Genomic DNA, 17680 nt, shown 5'->3' on the forward strand with positions numbered 1-17680 from the left:
CTCACCTGATGTTGATCTGGGTTCTGGTGGCGGAGCGAGGCTCGTCACCAGGGCCCAGATCGGTGACCGCAGAGGGACCGGTCGTCACACCGTTGCCGGTGCGCACGACGATGGCGTTGCCGAAGTCGTCCTTACCCTTGAACGGAAACAACCCGTTGTCCTCCTGGTGCCACCTCTCCGACCCCTTGCCGAACTGGACCTCCCACTTCTCCCCGGGCTCGGCCCCATCGTTGAGCGCCTTCTCCAGCTTCTCCGCGTCGTCCTTGAAGATCTCCTGCAATGTCGCGACGTCGACGTTGTTGACCCTCAATTGCGCCGCCAAGTCCCCGATGTCCCTCGACTCGGTGCCCTTGTCGTCGTTGCGCGGCCATATCTTGTTGCCGTCGCCGCCCTGTTGGACGTTCCAGTTCAGCATCTTGAGCGTGCGGGCCGACCAGGCGCGTTCCCACGCGGTCAACTGTCCAAGCGCTGCCTTGAAGACCGCCGCCTTGGCGTTCAACTCGCGGTCGACTCGGCCGCGGATCTCGTTGGCCGCCTTGATCGCCTCGTTGACGAGCTTGGCTTCCTGAGGGTCCTTGGGGCGGAAGGTGAGCGTCCCGCCGGCGTTGTCCGAGCGGATGTTGTTGAGCTTGTGCCGTTCGGCGGTGAGCTGGCTTTGGTTGTGCCGCAACGTTTGTGCGCACTCGCCGAGAGCCCGCGCAACGTTGCCGGTCAGGTCGGCACACTTGTCGAGATCCTTGACGATCTTGCGCCGGTGCTGGTCGTACCGCTCGGCCGTCTCGCCTTTCCACGCCTCGCTGCCGACCACCCTGTTCGCGGCGCTGGTGATGGTGTCCGCGGCCCACGACAACTGTTTGACCTGTGACTTCCAGGCGTCTTCAAGCGAGTCGAGCGTGGCCGGGTCGGCTTCGAGGTTCCACAGGTCAGAGACGTTTCCCATACCGTCACAATGCCGACGGCAGAACGCGTCCGGGGCGCTTGGACGGAGTTGCACGGTATTGGACGGCCGGCCGCCCTAAAGCACGCTCCGAACCAGCAGGATCACGGCCGCCACGGAGGCCACTGTGAGCACCGCGGCGCGCACTCGTCCGGCGTCGATGAATCGCCGGGCGGGGCTGGACAACGCGAATCCCGCCGCCATGAACGGCAACAGCAGCAGCGCCGCGTGCAGGTGTTCGCCGTGCACCTCGCCCGCCACGGCCAGCGTCACGATCGAGGACACCGACGCCAGGAAGAAGTACGCGCCGAGTGTCGCGCGCACGGTCGGACCCTTGCTGTTCTGGTACAGCAACGCGATCGGTGGCCCGCCGATCGCCGACGCGGTGCCGAACGTCCCGCTCGCGGTCCCGGCGATCACCAGCCCGGGCGGGGTCGGCCGAGGCTTCCAGGCGACCACCGACAGCACCACGCACGCGATCACCGACAGGGCCACCACGATGTTGAACCCGCGCACCGGCAGCGTGGCCACCGCGAGCACGCCCAGCACGTTGCCGGGCAGCCGGCCGAGCATCGCCCAGCCGACACCGGGCCAGTGCGTGTGCCCGTGCTCCCGCACCACGGCGAGCGTGGCCTGCACCGACGCGACGATCAGCACCGGCACCGGGACGAGCATGGGATCGAGCAGGGCCAGAATCGGGCCCGCGAGCAGGTTCAACCCGTAGCCGACGACACCCTGGATGATCGAGCCGATCAGGATCACCACCCCGGCAACGATCAGCGCCGTGGTCACGTGATCCTCCCTCGGACTCCGCGAACCGCGCGACAATGCGCGGCCGAGCCCAGTCTGCGACTCCGTGACCACGCCACGCCAGCGGATGCGTGCACCGTCACTGTCGTACCCCTGAGGCACTCTGCACCCATGACCGACTGGATCGACCTGCCCATCGCCGGCCCGTTCGACCTCACCGCGTCGGCGCGCTTCCTCGAAGGCTTCGCGCCGGCCGCCCGCGCGAGTGCCGCCGCGCACCAGGGCGAACTGCGGCTGGCGTTCCCGTGCGCGCCGTCCTGGCGTCCGGTGGGTGTCCACATCAGACAGTCGCAAGTGGACGGCCGGGTGCGGGCGCGCGTCGTGGGGGACCGGCGGGACACCGGCAACGCCGTGGCGCACGTGCGGCGGATCCTCTCGCTGGACGTGGACGGCTCCGGGTTCGCCGAGGTCGGCCGGCGTGACCCGGTGGTCGCTCAGCTCCAGCGTCGGTATCCGGGGCTGCGGCCGGTCGGGTTCCACTCGCCGTACGAGGCCGCGTGCTGGGCCGTGATCGGCAACCGCACGCGCATCGCGCACGCCGCCATGATCAAGCACCGGCTGGCCGAGCGGCTCGGCGTCGAGGTCGAGGTGCACGGCGAGCTGCTGCCGTCGTTTCCCGGTCCCGAGGTGATCACCGCTCTGGAGCACGTGCCGCTGGTCAACGAGGTGAAGAGCCGCAGGTTGCGGGGCATCGCCGAGGCCGCACTGGCCGGTGAGCTGGACGCCGGCGCCCTCCGCGCCATGCCGGCCGACCAGGCGATCGAGCACCTGAGGCGGCTCGACGGCATCGGCCCGTTCTCCGCCGAGCTGATCCTGTTGCGCGGCGCGGTGCACCCGGACGGCTTCCCGACCTCCGAGCGGCGCCTGCACGAGGAGATGGTCTCCGCGTACGGTCCGTCCACTGTGGATCTCCACGGCATCGCGGAGCGCTGGCGGCCCTACCGAACGTGGATATCGGTCCTGTTCCGCACCCGAAGGGAGGACTTGACCGGGGAGATCGCCGGACAGCGCCGGGCCGGCTAGATAGGGTGCGGGCGTGACCTCGAGCGAGCAGTTCGACGCGTTGGCGCAGCAGGCCCGGGAGACCGGACGCATGGGCGACTACTGGAACGCCGTGTTCAGCCTGGAGCGGTGGTTCTTCGTGATGCGCGGCGACCTACCCAACCCGGTGCCGTTCGTCGGCATGATCGACAACGCTCCGCACCTGTTCGCGTTCACCAGCGGCGAGCGCGCCCACGCCTTCGGCCAGGATGCCGGCCTCGCCGAGCAGGACGGCACCGTGAAGGTCCTCGCGCTGCCCCTGCCGAACGCGATCAGCATCTGCGGACAGCTTGCCGGACAAGGGGTTCCGACCGTCGTCTACGACGTGCACCAGGCCGGCATCACGCTGCCGACCGATCAGGTCGAGCCGCTCTGGCGGCAACTGTCCACTGTGGACGAGGTGCCCGCCGGGCCGGCGCCGGTTGTCGACCCGGTGTTCGGCTGGTACGCGACCTTCCAGGGCCAGGAGTTTCGCGCCGACCCGATGCCGGACGGCACCGTGGAGCTGTTCCCGCGCGGCCCTGGCGAGCTGCCACCGATGTTCCAGCGCGACGAGCAGGGCACCGTCTTCGCGTCCGTCCCGCGCAACCAGCTCTCCGAGCTGTACACGATCAACCTGACCGCCACCGTCGACGGCGAGCCGTTCGGCGTGGTCGCGGCCGACGGCCAGGCACGGCTGGTCTACGACGGCGGCGACGGGTTCCGCGCCCGGCAGATGGGGCTCACCGAGGTCGAGTTCGGCGTGTTCGAGGCCGTCGTGCCGCGCGAGCGGATGGTCATGGGCAACGGCCTGCGCGGCGACCTGCCGTTGGACCGCGAGGTCGAGCCGCCCACCGTCATGCAGAAAGTGCTGACGCCGCAACAGGTTTCCGACTGCCTCGCCAACCGGTACCGGTTCGTCGCCGGGTTCGTGCACCGCGCGCAGGACGTCGCGCACTTCCGCAAGCCGGCCGAGGTGGTGGCGAATCTCGGCCTCACCTATCCCGGCTCGCCGTTCAGCCCCGACCCGGACGAGGTGCACGTGCTCCGGTTCGCGGCCATCGGCGGAGCGATGAACTACGACATCGCCTACGGCGGCTCGACGCCCGAGGTCGCCGCCGACATGCAGGGCTATCTGGTGCTGCCGCGGCCGTTCCTCGGCACGGGCTACACCAGCGGCGGCACCACGGACACGACCGCTCCGGTCTGGTACATCCGCGGCGGGAAGCTGCTGCAACTCCCGGCCCGCACCGAGCTGTGGGCGCTGCGCCGGGACGGCTCCGAGCAATTCGTCGGCGTGTACCTCGGACGCCGCCGCGGCTGGCAGCGGGCGGGCTGAATCCCGCCCCTGTGATCCACTCCCGTACGTATGATCGTTTTCGGGAGGCGGCGACATCGAGGTCGCCGGATCTGGGGATCGAGGGGAGTGGGTCGTGTCGATTCGATCGAGATTCAGGCTGCGCAACATCGCCGCGGTGACCGCGTTGGTCGCCGCCGCCACGATGATCATCGTGCTGCCGCAGTCGTCCGCGGCGCAGCCGGGGAGCGCGCCGCCGCCGATCACGTGGGGCGAGTGCACCGAGGCCGACCTCGCCCCGATCCCGCAGCCGGACCGAGCGAGGTTCACCTGCGGCTCGCAGGTCGTCCCGCTCGACCACGAGCGCCCCGAGCACGGCACGATCAACATCGCGCTGATGCGCCGCGCGGCGAGCAAGCCGTACGCCAAGATCGGCTCGCTGTTCATCAACCCTGGTGGCCCCGGTGGCCCCGGATTCCACTTCGCCTGGATCGCCGAGCAGTTCCTCCAGCCCGAGGTGCTGGACCGGTTCGACGTGATCGGCTTCGACCCCCGCGGGGTCGGCCGGAGCACGCCACTGCGCTGCTTCGCCACCCAGGAGGACTCGGACGCGGTGCGCGGGCGCATGGCCCAGTTGCCGATCACCGATGCCGAGGAACGGTCCACTGTGGACGCCACGCGGGACTTCGGCCGGTTCTGCGAGCGGTTCGCCGGCCCGCTGATCGAGCACATGTCCACCGAGGCCGTCGCCCGCGATCTCGACCTGCTGCGTGCCGGAGTCGGCGACAGGCGACTCAACTACGTGGGCCTTTCCTACGGCACGTTGCTCGGCGCAACCTACGCGAACATGTTCCCGGACAAGGCGCGCGCCATGCTGCTGGACGGCAACGTCGACCCGACGCTGCGCACGCTGGACGGGCTGGAGTACGACCGCCAGCGCACCAACGGATTCGAGATCGCACTCGACGCGATGCTGACGCGCTGCGATCAGGCCGGCCCGGCGTGCGCGTTCAGCGACGGTGACCCGCGAGCGCGGTACGACGAGATCCGCCGGCACCTCCGCGACGTCGGGCCGATCACGATTCCCGGCCACACGGTCGACCTCGGGTTGTTCGTCTCCGGGTCCGCGGGTGCGCTGTACCGCAGCGCCGACCTCGCCGGCTTCGCGAAGAAGCTGAAAGCACTGCGGGACGCGATCCAGCCCGCCGAGCGGCGGGTTCCGCTGACCGCCGCCGACGTGGCCGATCTCGCCCGGTTCGCGCGGCTCGGCCAACTCGATACCCACCCGGACACGCCCTACTCCGGCGACGACTCGGGCAGCGCGGTGAACTGCACGGACAAGCCGTTCAACCATCGGCCGCAGGAGCTGCCGAGGATCGCCGACACGTGGGACCGGCAGATGCCGAGGTTCGGGCGCTACCTGGCGTGGAACGATCCGCGCGCCTGCTCGGCGTGGCCGCTGCGTGACCCGGACGCTTACCGGGGGCCGTGGAACCGCCGCACGCCGAATCCGGTGATGCTGGTCGGCAGCTACTACGACCCGGCGACGCAGTACGACTTCTCGAAGCGGATGGCGAGCCAGCTCGGCAACGCGTTCCTGGTGAGCATGGACGCGTTCGGCCACACGGCGGTCGGCACGAGCGGCTGTCTGGACAAGATCGCCACGCGCTACCTGGTCGATCTCCGGGCGCCGGGATCGGGCACGGTGTGCCACCCGAATACCCAACCGTTCCCCGGAAGCTGATTGACCCGATTGCTGCTTTCGGGTGTCACCTAAACGTGTGATCATTCGTCGGGCACGCGGCGACATGGTGGTCGCTCCAGGTCGGGGAGCGAGGGAGCACGTCGTGGCTAGTAAATGGAGATCCGGGCTGCGCGATGTCGCCGTGGTGACCGCTGTGGTCGCCGCGTCGGCGATCGTGGGGCTGCCACAGGCATCCGCGGCACCGCCACCGCAGGATGTGGCGGCCGAGGCGGCGGTCGCACCGGTCAAATGGGGGCCGTGCGCCGAGAGTGATCTGAGCAATGTGCCGCCGGCCGACCGGTTCAGGTTCACCTGCGGGCACTACGCCGTGCCGCTGAACCACGACCGGCCGCGCCAGGGCACGATCAACATCGCGCTGATGCGCCGCGCCGCGAACAACGCCGGCGCCAAGATCGGCTCGCTGTTCCTGAACCCGGGCGGCCCGGGCGGCAGCGGCTACCGGTACCCGACTGTCGGCGGGGCGATCTTCGAGCCCGAGGTGATGGACCGGTTCGACCTGATCGGCTTCGACCCGCGCGGCGTCGCCCGCAGCACCCCGCTGCGCTGCTTCGCCACCCAGGAGGACGCCGACGCGGTGTTCGGCCGCATGGCACTGCTCCCGCGCACCCGCGCGGAGGAGCGGTCCACCATCGACGCCAACCGCGACTACGGCCAGTTCTGCAAGCGGTTCGCCGGCCCGCTGATCGAGCACATGTCCACCGAGGCCGTGGCACGCGACCTGGACGTGCTGCGCGGGGCCGTGGGTGACAAGAAGCTGACCTACGTCGGGTTCTCCTACGGCACGCTGCTCGGCGCCACCTACGCCAACATCTTCCCGAACCGTTCGCGGGCGATCATCCTGGACGGCAACGTCGATCCGACGCTGCGCCTGCTGGACGGTTTGGAGTACGACCGCCAGCGCACCAACGGATTCGAGATCGCGTTGGACGCGTACCTGAAACGGTGCGACATGGTGGACACGCGGTGCGCGTTCTCCGACGGCGATCCGCGCGCCAAGTTCGACGGTCTGATCAAGTACCTGCGCGAGGTCGGCCCGATCGCCGTGCCGAACGGTCCGACACTCGGGCACGACACGTTCACCGCGACGGTCGCCGGCAACCTGTACAACCCGGCGGCGCTCGCCCCGCTCGCCGAGTCGATGCAGGCGATGTGGGACGTGATCCACCCGAGCGCGGCGTCCGCGCGCAAGGCACCGATGGCCGCCGCCAAGATCGCGGGGTTGCAACAGGCGGCCAAGCTCGCCCGCTACGACGTGCGCCAGACCAACAGCCCGGACAGTCCTTATGTGGCCGACGATTCCTACGCCGCGGTGAACTGCATCGACAAGCCGTTCAACCACCGGCTGAACGAGGTGCCCGGGATCGCCGACGAGTGGGAGCGGCAGCTGCCGACGTTCGGCCGCTACCTGGCCTGGGGCGACCCGGCGGTGTGCGCGGCGTGGCCGCTGCGCCAGCCGGACGCGTACCGGGGGCCGTGGCACGCCCGCACGCCGAACCCGATCATGGTGGTCGGCAACTACTACGACCCGGCGACGCAGTACGAGTTCTCCCGCCGCATGGCGAGCCAGCTCGGCAACGCGTTCCTGGTCAGCGTGGACTCGTTCGGCCACTGCATCCTGGGTGACAGCTCGTGCGCGGACAAGATCGCCGCGCGCTATCTGATCGATCTCCAGGTACCGGGGCCGGGCACGGTGTGCCACCCCGACGTGCAGCCGTTCCCGTTCGTCCCAAGTGGACAGGCCACCAGGGAGCACTGACGGGCTTGCACTACCCAGGCGTGTCTTTAGCCACGCTAACGGGTTCAGCGGGCTCGACCCGTTCGGCTTGCTAACGGGTTCAGCGGGCTCGACCCGCTGTAGTGCTAGCGCGGCGGCATGAGTCGCTCCGCCGCCGCGCGGAACTCCGGGCTCAACGGCGCCGAGCGGCGCGTGTGCGGGTCGATCTTGACCTGCGTGCGCGCCGCCTCGGCGTGCAGCACGGAATGATCGGCGGACAGCACCCGCGCGCCGTAGCGGATGCTGGTGCGGCCGAGGTGCTCGACCCACAGGTGCACCTCGAGGTCGTCCATCGTGGAGATCGGCGTGTGGTAGCTGATCGTGACCTCGCGGACGGCGAGCATCTGGTCATTCGGGAAGATCGAGGTGGCGGGGTTGAACGTCCAGCCCTGGCTCAGCCAGTACGTGGACAGCGCCCGCTCGACCAGCACGCCGTACCGGGCGTTGTGCACGATGCCCATCGCGTCGAGGTCGTCGAAGTGCACTTGAACCCGTTGCAGGGTCCCGAATTCGACGGTCGTGGTCACTGTTCCTCCGGGAGGATCGATGGATCGGTGGCGAGCTCGCGCAGCCGGTGCAGCACGGCGAGCCGGGATCGGGTGTAGGCGGAGTCGTCGTCGACCAGGCGGGAGTGCGCGATCACGCATTGGCCGAGCGCCTCGATCTCGAAGGCGAGTTGCTCGGGATCGGTGTCGGCGCGCAGTTCGCCCAGTTCGACGGCCTTCGCGGCGAGCGAGGCGATGAACGCCAGCCAGTCGCTCTTCGCCTCGGCGATGCGGGTGTTGACCGGCCCCGGCTTGTCGTCGAAGTCGGCCTGCACGGCGTGGAAGAAGCAGCCGCCGGGCAGGATCTCGCTGGCGTAGAAGGAAAGCCGCGCCTCGTGCAGGGCAAACAGCCGGCGCACGCCGCGCGGCGCGCGCACCGCTGGGCGGGAGATCAGGTCGGTCCACTGCGCACGGGCATGGTCGATCGCGGCGAGCTGCAGCGCCTCCTTGTCCGGCCAGTGGCTGAACAGGCCGGACTTGCTCACGCCGAGACTGTCGGCGAGCTGGCCGAGTGACAGGCCGGCCAGCCCGTCGACCGACGCGCGGGCGATCGCGGCGTCCAGCACCACCTCGCGGGTGCGCCGCCCTCGGGCCAGCCGCCCGTCGGTTCGTTCCGTTCGCACGCCATCCACAGTACACAACAATACGACCGACCGGTCGTACTTTTTGTACCGCCGGCGCGACCAGGGGTGGTTATGGGTTGTCGGCTGCGGCCGCGGACGGTTGGCAGCACGTGCCCGGCCCGGCCGGCCTCGGCGGCTGGGTGGAGGTGCTCGGCGGGACCGCCGTCAACAACACCCAGTCGTGGATGTTCGGCTCGGTGGGGAGCGCTGGGACACCCCTCACTACCCGCTGATCGCCCGATGGGATGGTTCGACCTGGCGCCGCGACCCACTGCCCGGGATCACCTGGGAAGGCAACGTGCGCTCGCTCGCGTCGGTGTCGCCGACCCAGGCCTGGGCGGTCAGCGACGACGGCGACTACGACGCGCCCAGTCACCTGTTGCGCTGGGACGGCAGGACGTGGACGGAGGTGGCCCGCCCGCCGGGCATGGCGTACCCGTCCGACGTGGTGGCCGGCGGCGGAGAGTTGTGGCTGTCCGGTCAGCGGGGCGACGACCGGGTGCTGCTGCGCCGCGACGGCGAAACCTGGCGCGACATTCCGGCGCCGCCCCTCGGGCTCGACGGGATCCGTGTCCATGGGCCGAACAACGTGTGGGTGTCCGGGACGACCGACCAGGGCGTGACGGCGGCACACTGGAACGGCACGACCTGGCGGGCGTTGCCATCCACGGGCGTCCCCGGATCGTGGGCGCACGACGTGCTCGCAGTGTCACCGACCGAGGTCTGGATCGGTGGCATGGGCAAGTACTTCTGGCCACCGCCGCCGGGCACGCCGAGGCCGCCGCTGCTGGCGAAGTGGGACGGTCAGCACTGGAACCACGTCGCCGTCCCGCCGGACTTTGGTTCGGTGATCTCGTTGGCGCCCAACGCATCCGGTGGTCTCGGCTGGGCTGGCATGTTCTACCCGCAGAGCCGTGACCCGAACGACGGGTCGAAGTTGATCCCGGACGACGGCCTACTGCGCTGGGACGGCGCCAAGCTGATCAAGTACGCCGAGCCGACCGTGCCGGGGGAGTCGCGGTCGTACTGGTTCCGGCTGTCGACCGTGCCGGGCACGGCGACGGTGTGGTCGTTCGGGGATGCCGGCTACGAGCCGATCGTGCCGCGCATCCTGCGCTACGGCTGAGGGATCGCGGCGAACAGGCGCGTGTCGAGATCCTCCAGGTAGCGCCGGCCGTAGGTGCCGTCCTCCAGGCCGTGTACCAGCTGCGCTGGCAGGTCCTGGGTGATCCTCGGTGAGCGGGACGCGGCGCCCAGCGCGATCGTTGCCACGGTGTCCACATCGCCGGTGAACGCCACGGACCTGTGCAGGATCTCGGCGAGCCCGCCGCCGGCCGCGATCGCGGTGAGCGCGGCGCGCGTGCTCATCGCGCCCTGTGCGCCGACCTTGCCGTGCCACGGCTCGGCCCACGCAGTCGTGTGGAGCTGATCATCGATCCAGTGGCCGATCTCGCCGACCGGCCCGAGATCGAAGTGGCAGTAGTGCACCGCCAGCGCGGCGGCCCGCGCGGACTCGACGCCGCCGGGTGTGTCGTGGGTGATGCGCGCCTGGACGCAGGCGTGTTCCAGGACGGCGGAAACCGTTGGCAGCAAACCGATCGGGCCGGCGCGCATGGCCGCGCCGCTCTTGTCGCTGTGCGGCCGGATGCGGTCGAGCAGGTCGGCGCCGTCGGTGACCTCGGTGAGCAGGCGCTGGAACCCGCTCGCGTATCCGGCGCGCCGGTCGCGGTGGTAGGTGGCGACGAAGGCGTCGGCGAGCACGTCGCGTGTCCACGGCTTGCCGGACACCAGGACCTCCGCGATCGCGATGGTCATCTGGGTGTCGTCGGTGTAGGAGCCGTACTCGAGGTCGGTGTGGCGCGGATGCTGGACGTAGGAGGAGAGATCGTTGTGTGCCGCGACGAACTCGGGCGAGGCGTACTCGAAGCCGCCGCCGTACGCGTCACCGACCGCCAGTTCGACCAGCATACTCAGTGGATCATGTTGTGCTGCAACGACTTCCAGGCTGGGTCACTGAACACGAGCGCGCGGCCGCCCCGGTTCTTGGAGTCGCGCACCCCGATGGAGTCGGCCACGAAAGCGACCTCGACGCAGGTGTCTTCTTCATGGGTGCCGCTGTAGCTGCTCTTCCGCCAGATCGCGCTGCTGAACACTCACGTACCGCCTTGTCATGCCGAGTACAGCTCCTCGGCCAGGCGCTCGACGAACGCTATTGAGTCCTCTGGGCTCAGTGCCATCGACCGCACCTGGTCGAACGTCACTGTAGTCTCCTGCACCTCTTCTGGTTTCTCGACATGCATTCCGCCGCGCTGGTGTGGCACGTACACCACGTCCGGGTCCTCGTCCTCCGGAAAGCGCAGGATCGTGAACGGGCCATCCATGCCGGGATGCTGCCCAGCGGAGTTGGGCACGATCTGCATCGTGACGGTGCTCAACGTGGCTCGTTCCGCCAGGTAGCGGAGCTGGTCCCGCATGACCTCCCGGCCGCCGATGGACTTGCGCAGCGCCGATTCGTCGATCAAGGCGATCAGCTCGAGTGGGTCTTCCAGGTCGGTGAGACGACGTTGGCGATGCAGCCGAAGACCGATGTCCTTCTCCAACTGCTCCGCGCTTCGACGCTGCCCGCCGGCAAAGCTCGCGCGCATGTATGCCTCGGTCTGCAGGAGCCCGGTGACATAGAGCAGCGTCAGTTCTCGCGTCTGGTCCGCATCACTCTCGAACCCGACGAAGCCGCCACCGCGAACGCCGTACCGAACCCACCAGCCGGGCTTGGCGGCGCCGATGGCCAGATCGATGAGCTTCTCGTCCCACACGTCGTACAAGTCCATAGCGGACTTGACGAGGTGCACGTCGGCAGCCACGTCACCCTTCTCGATGCGGGTGATCGTGCTCTTGTGCTTGATCAGCTTCTTGGCGGCTTGCGCTCGGGTGATGTTCGCTGCTTCGCGTAGATGCCTCAACCTCCTGCCGAGCTGGCGTTTGAGCAGCGTCGGGCCGGCTCCGGTCCCCACAGTTGTCACCTCCGGTGCACGAATGGCTACAAGTATGCGGTGTGCTGTCGGCGATGTGGAATTGCATACGGCGCGCGCGGTCCGCTCCCGACGCGCTGTGAGGCGCATGTGGACACTTGTACGACGTGAAGAAAGACGGTCGCGACGAACGCGCTGCTTTGCTTGCTGTCAAAGCGAATCTGAACAACGGCTGGGTGCGGTTCGCACGCCGTTGGGTGATCGTCGCGGACGACGTCCACGGGAACGGCCGGTGCACGGTTCTGTTCGATCTGACCATGGACCGACATCACCTGATCGTGCATCCTGCGGCCGTCGACACCTACTCGGTGGCGCTCGATCATGGTGCGGTGGCCGCCCTCGCCACGGCGGCGGAGGAGGGGGAGGAGTGCCGCGTGCCCGTCGTGCACCACCTGCACGGCCCGCGCGAACTGCGGCTGGCACCTTCGGTCCGCAATGCCCTGGTGCTGTCCGAGAAGCTGCCCGGCGGGGTGATCGTCCAGGCCGTCTTTCGCGGCGAGCGCATCCTGGAACTCGTCGACACCCTCGCCGAAGCGCGGGATAGCGTGCGCTGAGCGCTGATACGGTGCCCGCCGTGCGAAATGGGGAGCGCCGGTGGCCTGTGCACTCTGTGGGGGCTCGTCGGCGGCCGGCGGCGGTTCAGCGTTCGGGTACGCGGGTGGGCGACCTTCGGAGCGTTCTGGGTCGGCGGCACGGTCACGGTGTTCGCGTTCGTCTACACGACCGATCGGCCGTCGCCATGGCTGGCGGCACTCGCGTTCTGGATCCTCGGCCCGCTGTCGCTCGGCCATGCGGGCCTCAGTGCGTACCGGTTGATCTCCGGGCGGCACTCGGTCCGACCACCGTCGCGCCCAGGTCGGTGACGCGGGCGCGGAGTCCGCGATCGGCGGTCACCACGACGCACGGCTCGCCGGCGGCGCGCACCAGCTCGACGATCGTGTCGTCGCCTTCTCCTTGTGCCGCAACGGTTTCCACGTCGTCCGAGCCGTGAACTCCGCGAGCCGCGCCTTCGACCACCATGACGATCCGCCACGGCTTCGGCACCTCGGGAAGCCGTAGGTCCCCAGGCAGCCGGTCGCGCAGGCGTGCGGTGGCGCCGGCCCGGTCGCGCCACCAGCCGTCCGGCACCGAGCCGACGACGTTCGCCGCGTCCACGATCACCAGCGTCACACCGATGACTTTAGGCGGGCCGGGCTGTCTACACATCGAGACGACATCGAGGAGAGGACGGAATATGGGACACCCGGTCGTGCACTTCGAGATCATCGGCCACGACCCCGCCGGGCTGCGCGGCTACTACGGCGACCTGTTCGGCTGGGAGTTCGACACCAGCGGGGCGGTGGCCGAGGAGGTCTCCGAGCCGAACGACTACGGGTTCGTGGACCACGAGAAATCCACCGGTGGCGTCGGCATTCCCGGGGGAGTGGCGGGCGGCGCCGGCTACGGGCCACGGTCGCTGTTCTACGTCGGCGTGCCCAGCGTGTCCGAGGCGTTGAGCAAGGCGGAAAGCCTCGGCGGGACACGCGTCATGGGCCCGGCGAAGGCGCCGTCCGGGCTTGTCGTCGCGCATTTCACCGATCCCGAAGGAAACCTGATCGGGCTCGCGGGTGGCGAGTAGTTCGGGCAGCACGAATTGCTCCGTCCGCGGTGAGACGGAGCAATTCGTGAGGGTGTGATCAGCCGGGCTGGTGCTTCCGAATGAAGACGAACTGTCCGGGATGCGTGCCCATCCAGATGCCGATACTCAACGGGATCGTCTCATTGGTGTCGTACATCGGGAAAAGGTTTCCGTTGAACGTGACGACGGCGCGCTGCAGCCGCCACCGATCGTCCCTGTTCTGTGGCTCGAACCGCAGGTACACCGGGAACAGGTCGGCATACTCCACCTGTAGCCGCTGCTCACGCGGGTCGTTGATGTCGGCGTTGTTGACGTTCGCGCCGGAGCCGAAGACGTACTTGTTCGACGATCCCTTCTCGTAGTCGTCGCCCGACGTGTCGGCGAAGAATTCACGGCCGCAGATGCCGAGGTAGACGTCACCGTCCGTGCCGGCGTCGTCCAGTTCGCCGGTCTCCAAGTTTAACTCGATACTGGTGATGTCCGTCATTGATTCACTCCCCAGTTCGTGCGCGGGAATCGCTGTGATTGCCCGTCGACAGGGGATACGTGTGGTGGCGCCTTTCGGTTCAATCGAATTTCGAGGAGTCCGCTGATCCGGTGTCGGGCTTGTCCTTCTCGTGGGCGATCAGCGTGTCCAGAAGCGTGACGATCTGCTGCTGCCCGGCCGCCGTGGCGTCGAGCTTGCCGCGCATCTCCGCGAAGCCCTGGTCCACCTGACCGAACCGTACTTCGACATCTCGACGAAAGTCGGTCATGTCTTCACGCATCGCGTTGAAGCTCGCGGTGGTGGCCTTCCGGAAGTCGCGGATCTCCGTGCGGATCTCCGCGACATCGCGGTCGGCGCCGCCGGCGAGCACGCGTGCTGCCGCCGCGTCGTGCTGCGACGTGCGCACCTGCTTGGACAACTCGTCCACCTTGTCTTCGAGCGCGGTGACGCGCGGCTCGAGATCCTTTGACTTCGCCATGCGGCTACCTTACCGGAGGTGCGCCAGGCCGGTCGAACATATGTTCGACGATCACCCGATGGAGTGGTTTCGCCACATTCACGGTTCGGGGAACTGCCCCCTTTCAACGTATATCGCTTGCGGTAGGGCTCGGGGGTGCCGCACAATCGGCCGCCGATGCCAGGATCTGTGGAAATCCGGAATCAGCGAGCCGAATGGGTGGTTCATGTTCGATGTGATCATTGCCGGGTGCGGGCCGACAGGGGCGATGCTGGCCGCCGAACTGCGGCTGCACGATGTGCGGGTACTCGTTCTGGAGAAGGAACCCGAGCCTGTGTCGTCGTTCGTTCGCATTGTGAGTCTGCATATTCGCAGTATCGAGCTGATGGCGATGCGCGGACTGCTGGGTCGTTTTCTCGAACGCGGAAGGCAGCGTCCGGTCGGCGGTATCTTCGCCGCCATCCCCAAGCCCGCGCCGGAGGGCCTGGATTCCGCGTACACCTACTTGCTTGGCATCCCGCAGCCGGTCATCGATCGTCTGCTCGAAGAACACGCGATCGAACTGGGCGCGCAGGTCCGGCGCGGTCGCGCGGTGGCCGGTTTCGAGCAGGACGACCAGGGTGTGACCGTCGAGCTGGCCGACGGCGAACGGCTACGGTCGCGTTACCTCGTCGGCTGTGACGGCGCGCGCAGTACGGTGCGCAAGCTGCTCGGTGTCGGCTTCCCTGGCGAGCCCTCGCGGAACGACACGCTGATGGGTGAAATGGAAATGAGTGTGCCGCAGGAGGAGATCGCCGCCAAGGTGACCGAAATCCGCGAGACACATCAGCAATTCTTGCTCCGGCCCTTCGGCGAAGGGGTCTACAGCGTCGTGGTCCCCGCCGCGGGAGTCAGCGACCGCGCGGAGCAGCCCACCCTCGAGGATTTCAGGCAACAGTTGCGCGCCATCGCCGGAACCGATTTCGGCGCGCATTCCCCGCGCTGGTTGTCCCGTTTCGGCGATGCCACCCGGCTGGCCGAACGTTATCGGGTCGGGCGGGTGCTGCTGGCCGGCGACGCGGCGCACATTCACCCGCCCGCCGGCGGTCAGGGCCTCAACCTGGGCGTTCAGGACGCATTCAACCTCGGCTGGAAACTGGCCGCACAGATCTGCGGCTGGGCGCCGGAAACACTGCTGGACACCTACCAGACCGAACGTCATCCGGTCGCCGAAGACGTACTGAACAACACCCGTGCCCAAGTGGCACTGGGGTCCACCGAACCGGGCCCGCAGGCCGTGCGCAGGCTGCTCACCGAACTGATGGACTTCGACGAGGTGAACCGACACCTGATCGAGAAGATCACCGCGATCGGCATCCGCTACGACTTCGGCGAAGGCCCCGATCTGCTCGGCCGCCGCCTGCGCGACATCGACCTGAAACAGGGCCACCTCTACGACCGACTACATCAGGGCCGCGGCCTGGTACTCGACCGCACCGAACGTCTGACCGTCGAGGGCTGGTCGGACCGAGTCGATTATCTCGCGGATCCCGTTGCGGCACTGGATGTTCCGGCCGTCCTGCTGCGCCCCGACGGATACGTCGCCTGGATCGGCGAGCACCAGCAGGACCTGAACGACCACCTCACCCGCTGGTTCGGCACGCCCGCCAACTGAGCGCGGGTCAGGCGTCGGTGACCCAGTCCATGTGTGCGATCCAGTGGTCGAGCAGTGCCCGATCCCCGTGGATTTCCAGCGTAGGAGCCGCATCCAGCGGGCGACGCCGGCTGAGCACGAGCAGTAGTTCGGCGGCTGGGCCTCGCACCGCGACGTCCGCCTTGGTGTGCGCGCGTTCCAGGACGACCATGTCCGGTTCCCGGCGTGCCAGCCACTCCCCGGGCGCGTCGGTCGCGTGGAAATGCAGGGTCTGGCCGCCGCCGCGCATCGCATCGGCGAAGTCCGGCCTGTTCTCCCAGTAGCCGCGTGACGTCATCGTGTCCAGCCAGTCCTCGATGGCCCCGACGGCGTGTTCCGGCGCCAGCTCGTACCGCACGCCGAGCGCCGCGGCCGCGTCCGCGCGATGCACGCAAACCTCGCCGAACAGCCGACGTGACCAGAACGGCACGCCCGCCGCGGCGCCGGACGGATCCCACACCGGCGTGTCATCGGCGACCGATTCGAACGCCTGCTTCGCCTCGGCCGCGGTGCCGGTCAGCCACGCGCCCCACTGGGCCGAATCGGTCGGAGCCGGAACGTAGCCGGCGAACGCGCTGCTCGGCTCGGTCATCCGCTCACCCACGAGCATCGCCACCATGCGCTGTGTCGCGCCGACATGGTCGACAAGATCGGCCAGTGTCCACTTTGGACATGTCGGCGCCGGGGTCGCCGCATCCCCGCCGTTCACCCAATCGGCCAACGTGCTCGTCTGTTCCACAACAGCGTTCAGATACGTGGACGTGTCCATCGCTGTGCCTCCATCCCTGATCTCACTGGACCACGTCGTAGACCAGCTTCTGGATTCCGTTGGCGTAGGACTCGCTCTCCACGAGCCTGAGGTTCTGCTTGTCCTTGTCCGTGGCACTGAACATCCGCTTGCCGGCGCCGAGCAGGACGGGGAAGACCAGCAGGTGGTAGCGGTCGATCAGGCCGGCGTCGGACAGGTTTCGGTTCAGCGTCGCGCTGCCGTGGATGCTGATCGGCCCGCCCTCGGTCTCCTTGAGCGCGGCGACGTCGTCCAGTGAACGAAGAATAGTGATCTCGCCCCAGTTGGACACCAGATCGCTGTCCCGCAGCGTGGTCGACACGACGTACTTCGGCATCGCGTTGTACCCGGAGAACTCCTCGGTCATGCTCGGCCACACCTGCGAGAACGCGTCGTAGCTGACCCGGCCCAGCAGCATCGCAGTGGCCTCCTCCTGCTCGCGGCCCTTGATCTCGTAGGCGGCCGGGTCGAACTCGATGTCCTTGAAGGTCCAGCCGGTGCTGCGGTAGCCGGGCTCTCCGCCGGGTGCCTCGACGACGCCGTCCAGCGAAACGAAGGCAGTGGCGATCAGTGTGCGCATGGTTGCTCCTCGGGTCGGTCTTACCTGGTTTCACCAGTGCGTCGAACGGCGATCGTCGAATACGACACCTCACGCCGAGAAGTTTCGCCACCTGCTGTTCGCGGGGCTGGAGTGGGACTTTAGCGGGCTAAAGTACGCACGGGAGGCCGATCGCACGGGAGGAACCGGGCAAGTCGGGCACCTGGAGCGTAATAACCCAGCAGAACGTGCGTACTGGATGAACCGGCACGACGTCCCGACGCGCCGAAGGGGCTCCGTCCACAGTGGACGGAGCCCCTT

20 protein-coding genes are annotated in these 17680 nt (G+C 68.3%); 8 read left to right on the forward strand and 12 right to left on the reverse strand.

Going from position 1 to position 17680, the window contains the following annotated elements; genetic code table 11:
• Position 1: 1 nt before the first annotated feature.
• Together EV193_RS06585 and EV193_RS06590 are read right to left on the reverse strand one after the other, a co-directional pair.
• Positions 2-940 carry a WXG100 family type VII secretion target gene (locus tag EV193_RS06585; RefSeq protein WP_130343110.1) on the reverse strand — a complete coding sequence of 313 codons (939 nt, stop codon included), beginning with the start codon at positions 938-940 and terminating at the stop codon, positions 2-4.
• A 75-nt stretch (positions 941-1015) separates the two neighbouring features.
• A complete protein-coding gene (locus EV193_RS06590) occupies positions 1016-1729 on the reverse strand; it encodes a sulfite exporter TauE/SafE family protein (protein WP_130343111.1) in 714 nt (237 codons plus the stop codon).
• Between the two features lie 129 nt (positions 1730-1858).
• Between EV193_RS06590 and EV193_RS06595 the strand changes: the two genes are divergently transcribed.
• The 4 genes from EV193_RS06595 to EV193_RS06610 all read left to right on the forward strand — a co-directional run bounded on the left by EV193_RS06595 (position 1859) and on the right by EV193_RS06610 (position 7585).
• Positions 1859-2770: a DNA-3-methyladenine glycosylase family protein gene (locus EV193_RS06595; RefSeq protein WP_130343112.1), complete on the forward strand. Its 912-nt coding sequence runs from the start codon at positions 1859-1861 to the stop codon at positions 2768-2770.
• Positions 2771-2783: 13 nt separating this feature from the next.
• Positions 2784-4106, forward strand: a complete 1323-nt coding sequence (locus tag EV193_RS06600; protein ID WP_130343113.1) for a hypothetical protein — start codon at positions 2784-2786, stop codon at positions 4104-4106.
• Between the two features lie 94 nt (positions 4107-4200).
• Positions 4201-5808 (forward strand): alpha/beta hydrolase, encoded by a 1608-nt coding sequence (locus tag EV193_RS06605; protein ID WP_242613181.1) that lies wholly within the window; start codon positions 4201-4203, stop codon positions 5806-5808.
• Between the two features lie 103 nt (positions 5809-5911).
• Positions 5912-7585 (forward strand): alpha/beta hydrolase, encoded by a 1674-nt coding sequence (locus tag EV193_RS06610; protein ID WP_242613182.1) that lies wholly within the window; start codon positions 5912-5914, stop codon positions 7583-7585.
• Between the two features lie 104 nt (positions 7586-7689).
• On the opposite strand, the gene EV193_RS06615 is transcribed toward EV193_RS06610, so the two are convergent.
• On the reverse strand, positions 7690-8130 hold the full coding sequence (locus tag EV193_RS06615) for an acyl-CoA thioesterase (RefSeq protein ID WP_130343114.1): 441 nt from the start codon (positions 8128-8130) through the stop codon (positions 7690-7692).
• Positions 8127-8771 carry a TetR/AcrR family transcriptional regulator gene (locus tag EV193_RS06620; RefSeq protein WP_130343115.1) on the reverse strand — a complete coding sequence of 215 codons (645 nt, stop codon included), beginning with the start codon at positions 8769-8771 and terminating at the stop codon, positions 8127-8129. The genes EV193_RS06615 and EV193_RS06620 overlap by 4 nt, the downstream gene beginning before the upstream one ends.
• A gap of 181 nt (positions 8772-8952) precedes the next feature.
• On the opposite strand from EV193_RS06620, the gene EV193_RS06625 reads away from it, so the two are divergent.
• Positions 8953-9897 (forward strand): WD40/YVTN/BNR-like repeat-containing protein, encoded by a 945-nt coding sequence (locus EV193_RS06625; RefSeq protein ID WP_130343116.1) that lies wholly within the window; start codon positions 8953-8955, stop codon positions 9895-9897.
• On the opposite strand, the gene EV193_RS06630 is transcribed toward EV193_RS06625, so the two are convergent.
• Genes EV193_RS06630 through EV193_RS06640 form a run of 3 tightly spaced genes read right to left on the reverse strand, consistent with a single transcriptional unit; the run spans position 9888 to position 11782 of the window.
• Positions 9888-10739 (reverse strand): ADP-ribosylglycohydrolase family protein, encoded by an 852-nt coding sequence (locus EV193_RS06630; protein ID WP_130343117.1) that lies wholly within the window; start codon positions 10737-10739, stop codon positions 9888-9890. The two genes, EV193_RS06625 and EV193_RS06630, sit on opposite strands and share 10 nt — an antisense overlap.
• 2 nt (positions 10740-10741) lie before the next feature.
• Positions 10742-10924 carry a DUF397 domain-containing protein gene (locus EV193_RS06635; RefSeq protein WP_130343118.1) on the reverse strand — a complete coding sequence of 61 codons (183 nt, stop codon included), beginning with the start codon at positions 10922-10924 and terminating at the stop codon, positions 10742-10744.
• A 15-nt stretch (positions 10925-10939) separates the two neighbouring features.
• A complete protein-coding gene (locus tag EV193_RS06640; RefSeq protein ID WP_165401269.1) occupies positions 10940-11782 on the reverse strand; it encodes a helix-turn-helix domain-containing protein in 843 nt (280 codons plus the stop codon).
• Positions 11783-11898: 116 nt separating this feature from the next.
• Between EV193_RS06640 and EV193_RS06645 the strand changes: the two genes are divergently transcribed.
• Positions 11899-12354: a hypothetical protein gene (locus EV193_RS06645; RefSeq protein WP_130343120.1), complete on the forward strand. Its 456-nt coding sequence runs from the start codon at positions 11899-11901 to the stop codon at positions 12352-12354.
• A gap of 244 nt (positions 12355-12598) precedes the next feature.
• On the opposite strand, the gene EV193_RS06650 is transcribed toward EV193_RS06645, so the two are convergent.
• Entirely contained in the window at positions 12599-12970 is a 372-nt protein-coding gene (locus EV193_RS06650; protein ID WP_242613183.1) for a PIN domain-containing protein, read from the reverse strand.
• 64 nt (positions 12971-13034) lie between these two features.
• Here EV193_RS06650 and EV193_RS06655 point away from each other — a divergent pair, with 64 nt between their 5' ends.
• On the forward strand, positions 13035-13418 hold the full coding sequence (locus EV193_RS06655; protein WP_130343122.1) for a VOC family protein: 384 nt from the start codon (positions 13035-13037) through the stop codon (positions 13416-13418).
• Positions 13419-13476: 58 nt separating this feature from the next.
• On the opposite strand, the gene EV193_RS06660 is transcribed toward EV193_RS06655, so the two are convergent.
• Together EV193_RS06660 and EV193_RS06665 are read right to left on the reverse strand one after the other, a co-directional pair.
• Complete coding sequence (locus EV193_RS06660; RefSeq protein WP_130343123.1) at positions 13477-13905, reverse strand: hypothetical protein; 429 nt, start codon at positions 13903-13905, stop codon at positions 13477-13479.
• Positions 13906-13984: 79 nt separating this feature from the next.
• Positions 13985-14383 carry a hypothetical protein gene (locus tag EV193_RS06665; protein ID WP_130343124.1) on the reverse strand — a complete coding sequence of 133 codons (399 nt, stop codon included), beginning with the start codon at positions 14381-14383 and terminating at the stop codon, positions 13985-13987.
• 205 nt (positions 14384-14588) lie between these two features.
• On the opposite strand from EV193_RS06665, the gene rox reads away from it, so the two are divergent.
• Positions 14589-16016 carry a rifampin monooxygenase gene (gene rox / locus EV193_RS06670; protein WP_130343125.1) on the forward strand — a complete coding sequence of 476 codons (1428 nt, stop codon included), beginning with the start codon at positions 14589-14591 and terminating at the stop codon, positions 16014-16016.
• Between the two features lie 7 nt (positions 16017-16023).
• On the opposite strand, the gene EV193_RS06675 is transcribed toward rox, so the two are convergent.
• Positions 16024-16803 carry a maleylpyruvate isomerase family mycothiol-dependent enzyme gene (locus EV193_RS06675; protein ID WP_130343126.1) on the reverse strand — a complete coding sequence of 260 codons (780 nt, stop codon included), beginning with the start codon at positions 16801-16803 and terminating at the stop codon, positions 16024-16026.
• Positions 16804-16825: 22 nt separating this feature from the next.
• Positions 16826-17401, reverse strand: coding sequence for a dihydrofolate reductase family protein (locus tag EV193_RS06680; protein ID WP_130343127.1), 576 nt, complete (start codon positions 17399-17401; stop codon positions 16826-16828).
• Positions 17402-17680 lie beyond the last annotated feature (279 nt).

The sequence above is a fragment of the Herbihabitans rhizosphaerae genome (genome assembly GCF_004216555.1).
Taxonomy (GTDB): Bacteria; Actinomycetota; Actinomycetes; order Mycobacteriales; family Pseudonocardiaceae; genus Herbihabitans; species Herbihabitans rhizosphaerae.

Coding starts and splice junctions, on each gene's coding strand:
- EV193_RS06585 (WP_130343110.1), bottom strand. CDS start 940: ATGGGAAACGTCTCTGACCTGTGGAACCTCGAAGCCGACCCGGCCACG.
- EV193_RS06595 (WP_130343112.1), top strand. CDS start 1,859: ATGACCGACTGGATCGACCTGCCCATCGCCGGCCCGTTCGACCTCACC.
- EV193_RS06630 (WP_130343117.1), bottom strand. CDS start 10,739: ATGCTGGTCGAACTGGCGGTCGGTGACGCGTACGGCGGCGGCTTCGAG.
- EV193_RS06655 (WP_130343122.1), top strand. CDS start 13,035: ATGGGACACCCGGTCGTGCACTTCGAGATCATCGGCCACGACCCCGCC.
- EV193_RS06660 (WP_130343123.1), bottom strand. CDS start 13,905: ATGACGGACATCACCAGTATCGAGTTAAACTTGGAGACCGGCGAACTG.
- EV193_RS06665 (WP_130343124.1), bottom strand. CDS start 14,383: ATGGCGAAGTCAAAGGATCTCGAGCCGCGCGTCACCGCGCTCGAAGAC.
- rox (WP_130343125.1), top strand. CDS start 14,589: ATGTTCGATGTGATCATTGCCGGGTGCGGGCCGACAGGGGCGATGCTG.
- EV193_RS06675 (WP_130343126.1), bottom strand. CDS start 16,803: ATGGACACGTCCACGTATCTGAACGCTGTTGTGGAACAGACGAGCACG.
- EV193_RS06680 (WP_130343127.1), bottom strand. CDS start 17,401: ATGCGCACACTGATCGCCACTGCCTTCGTTTCGCTGGACGGCGTCGTC.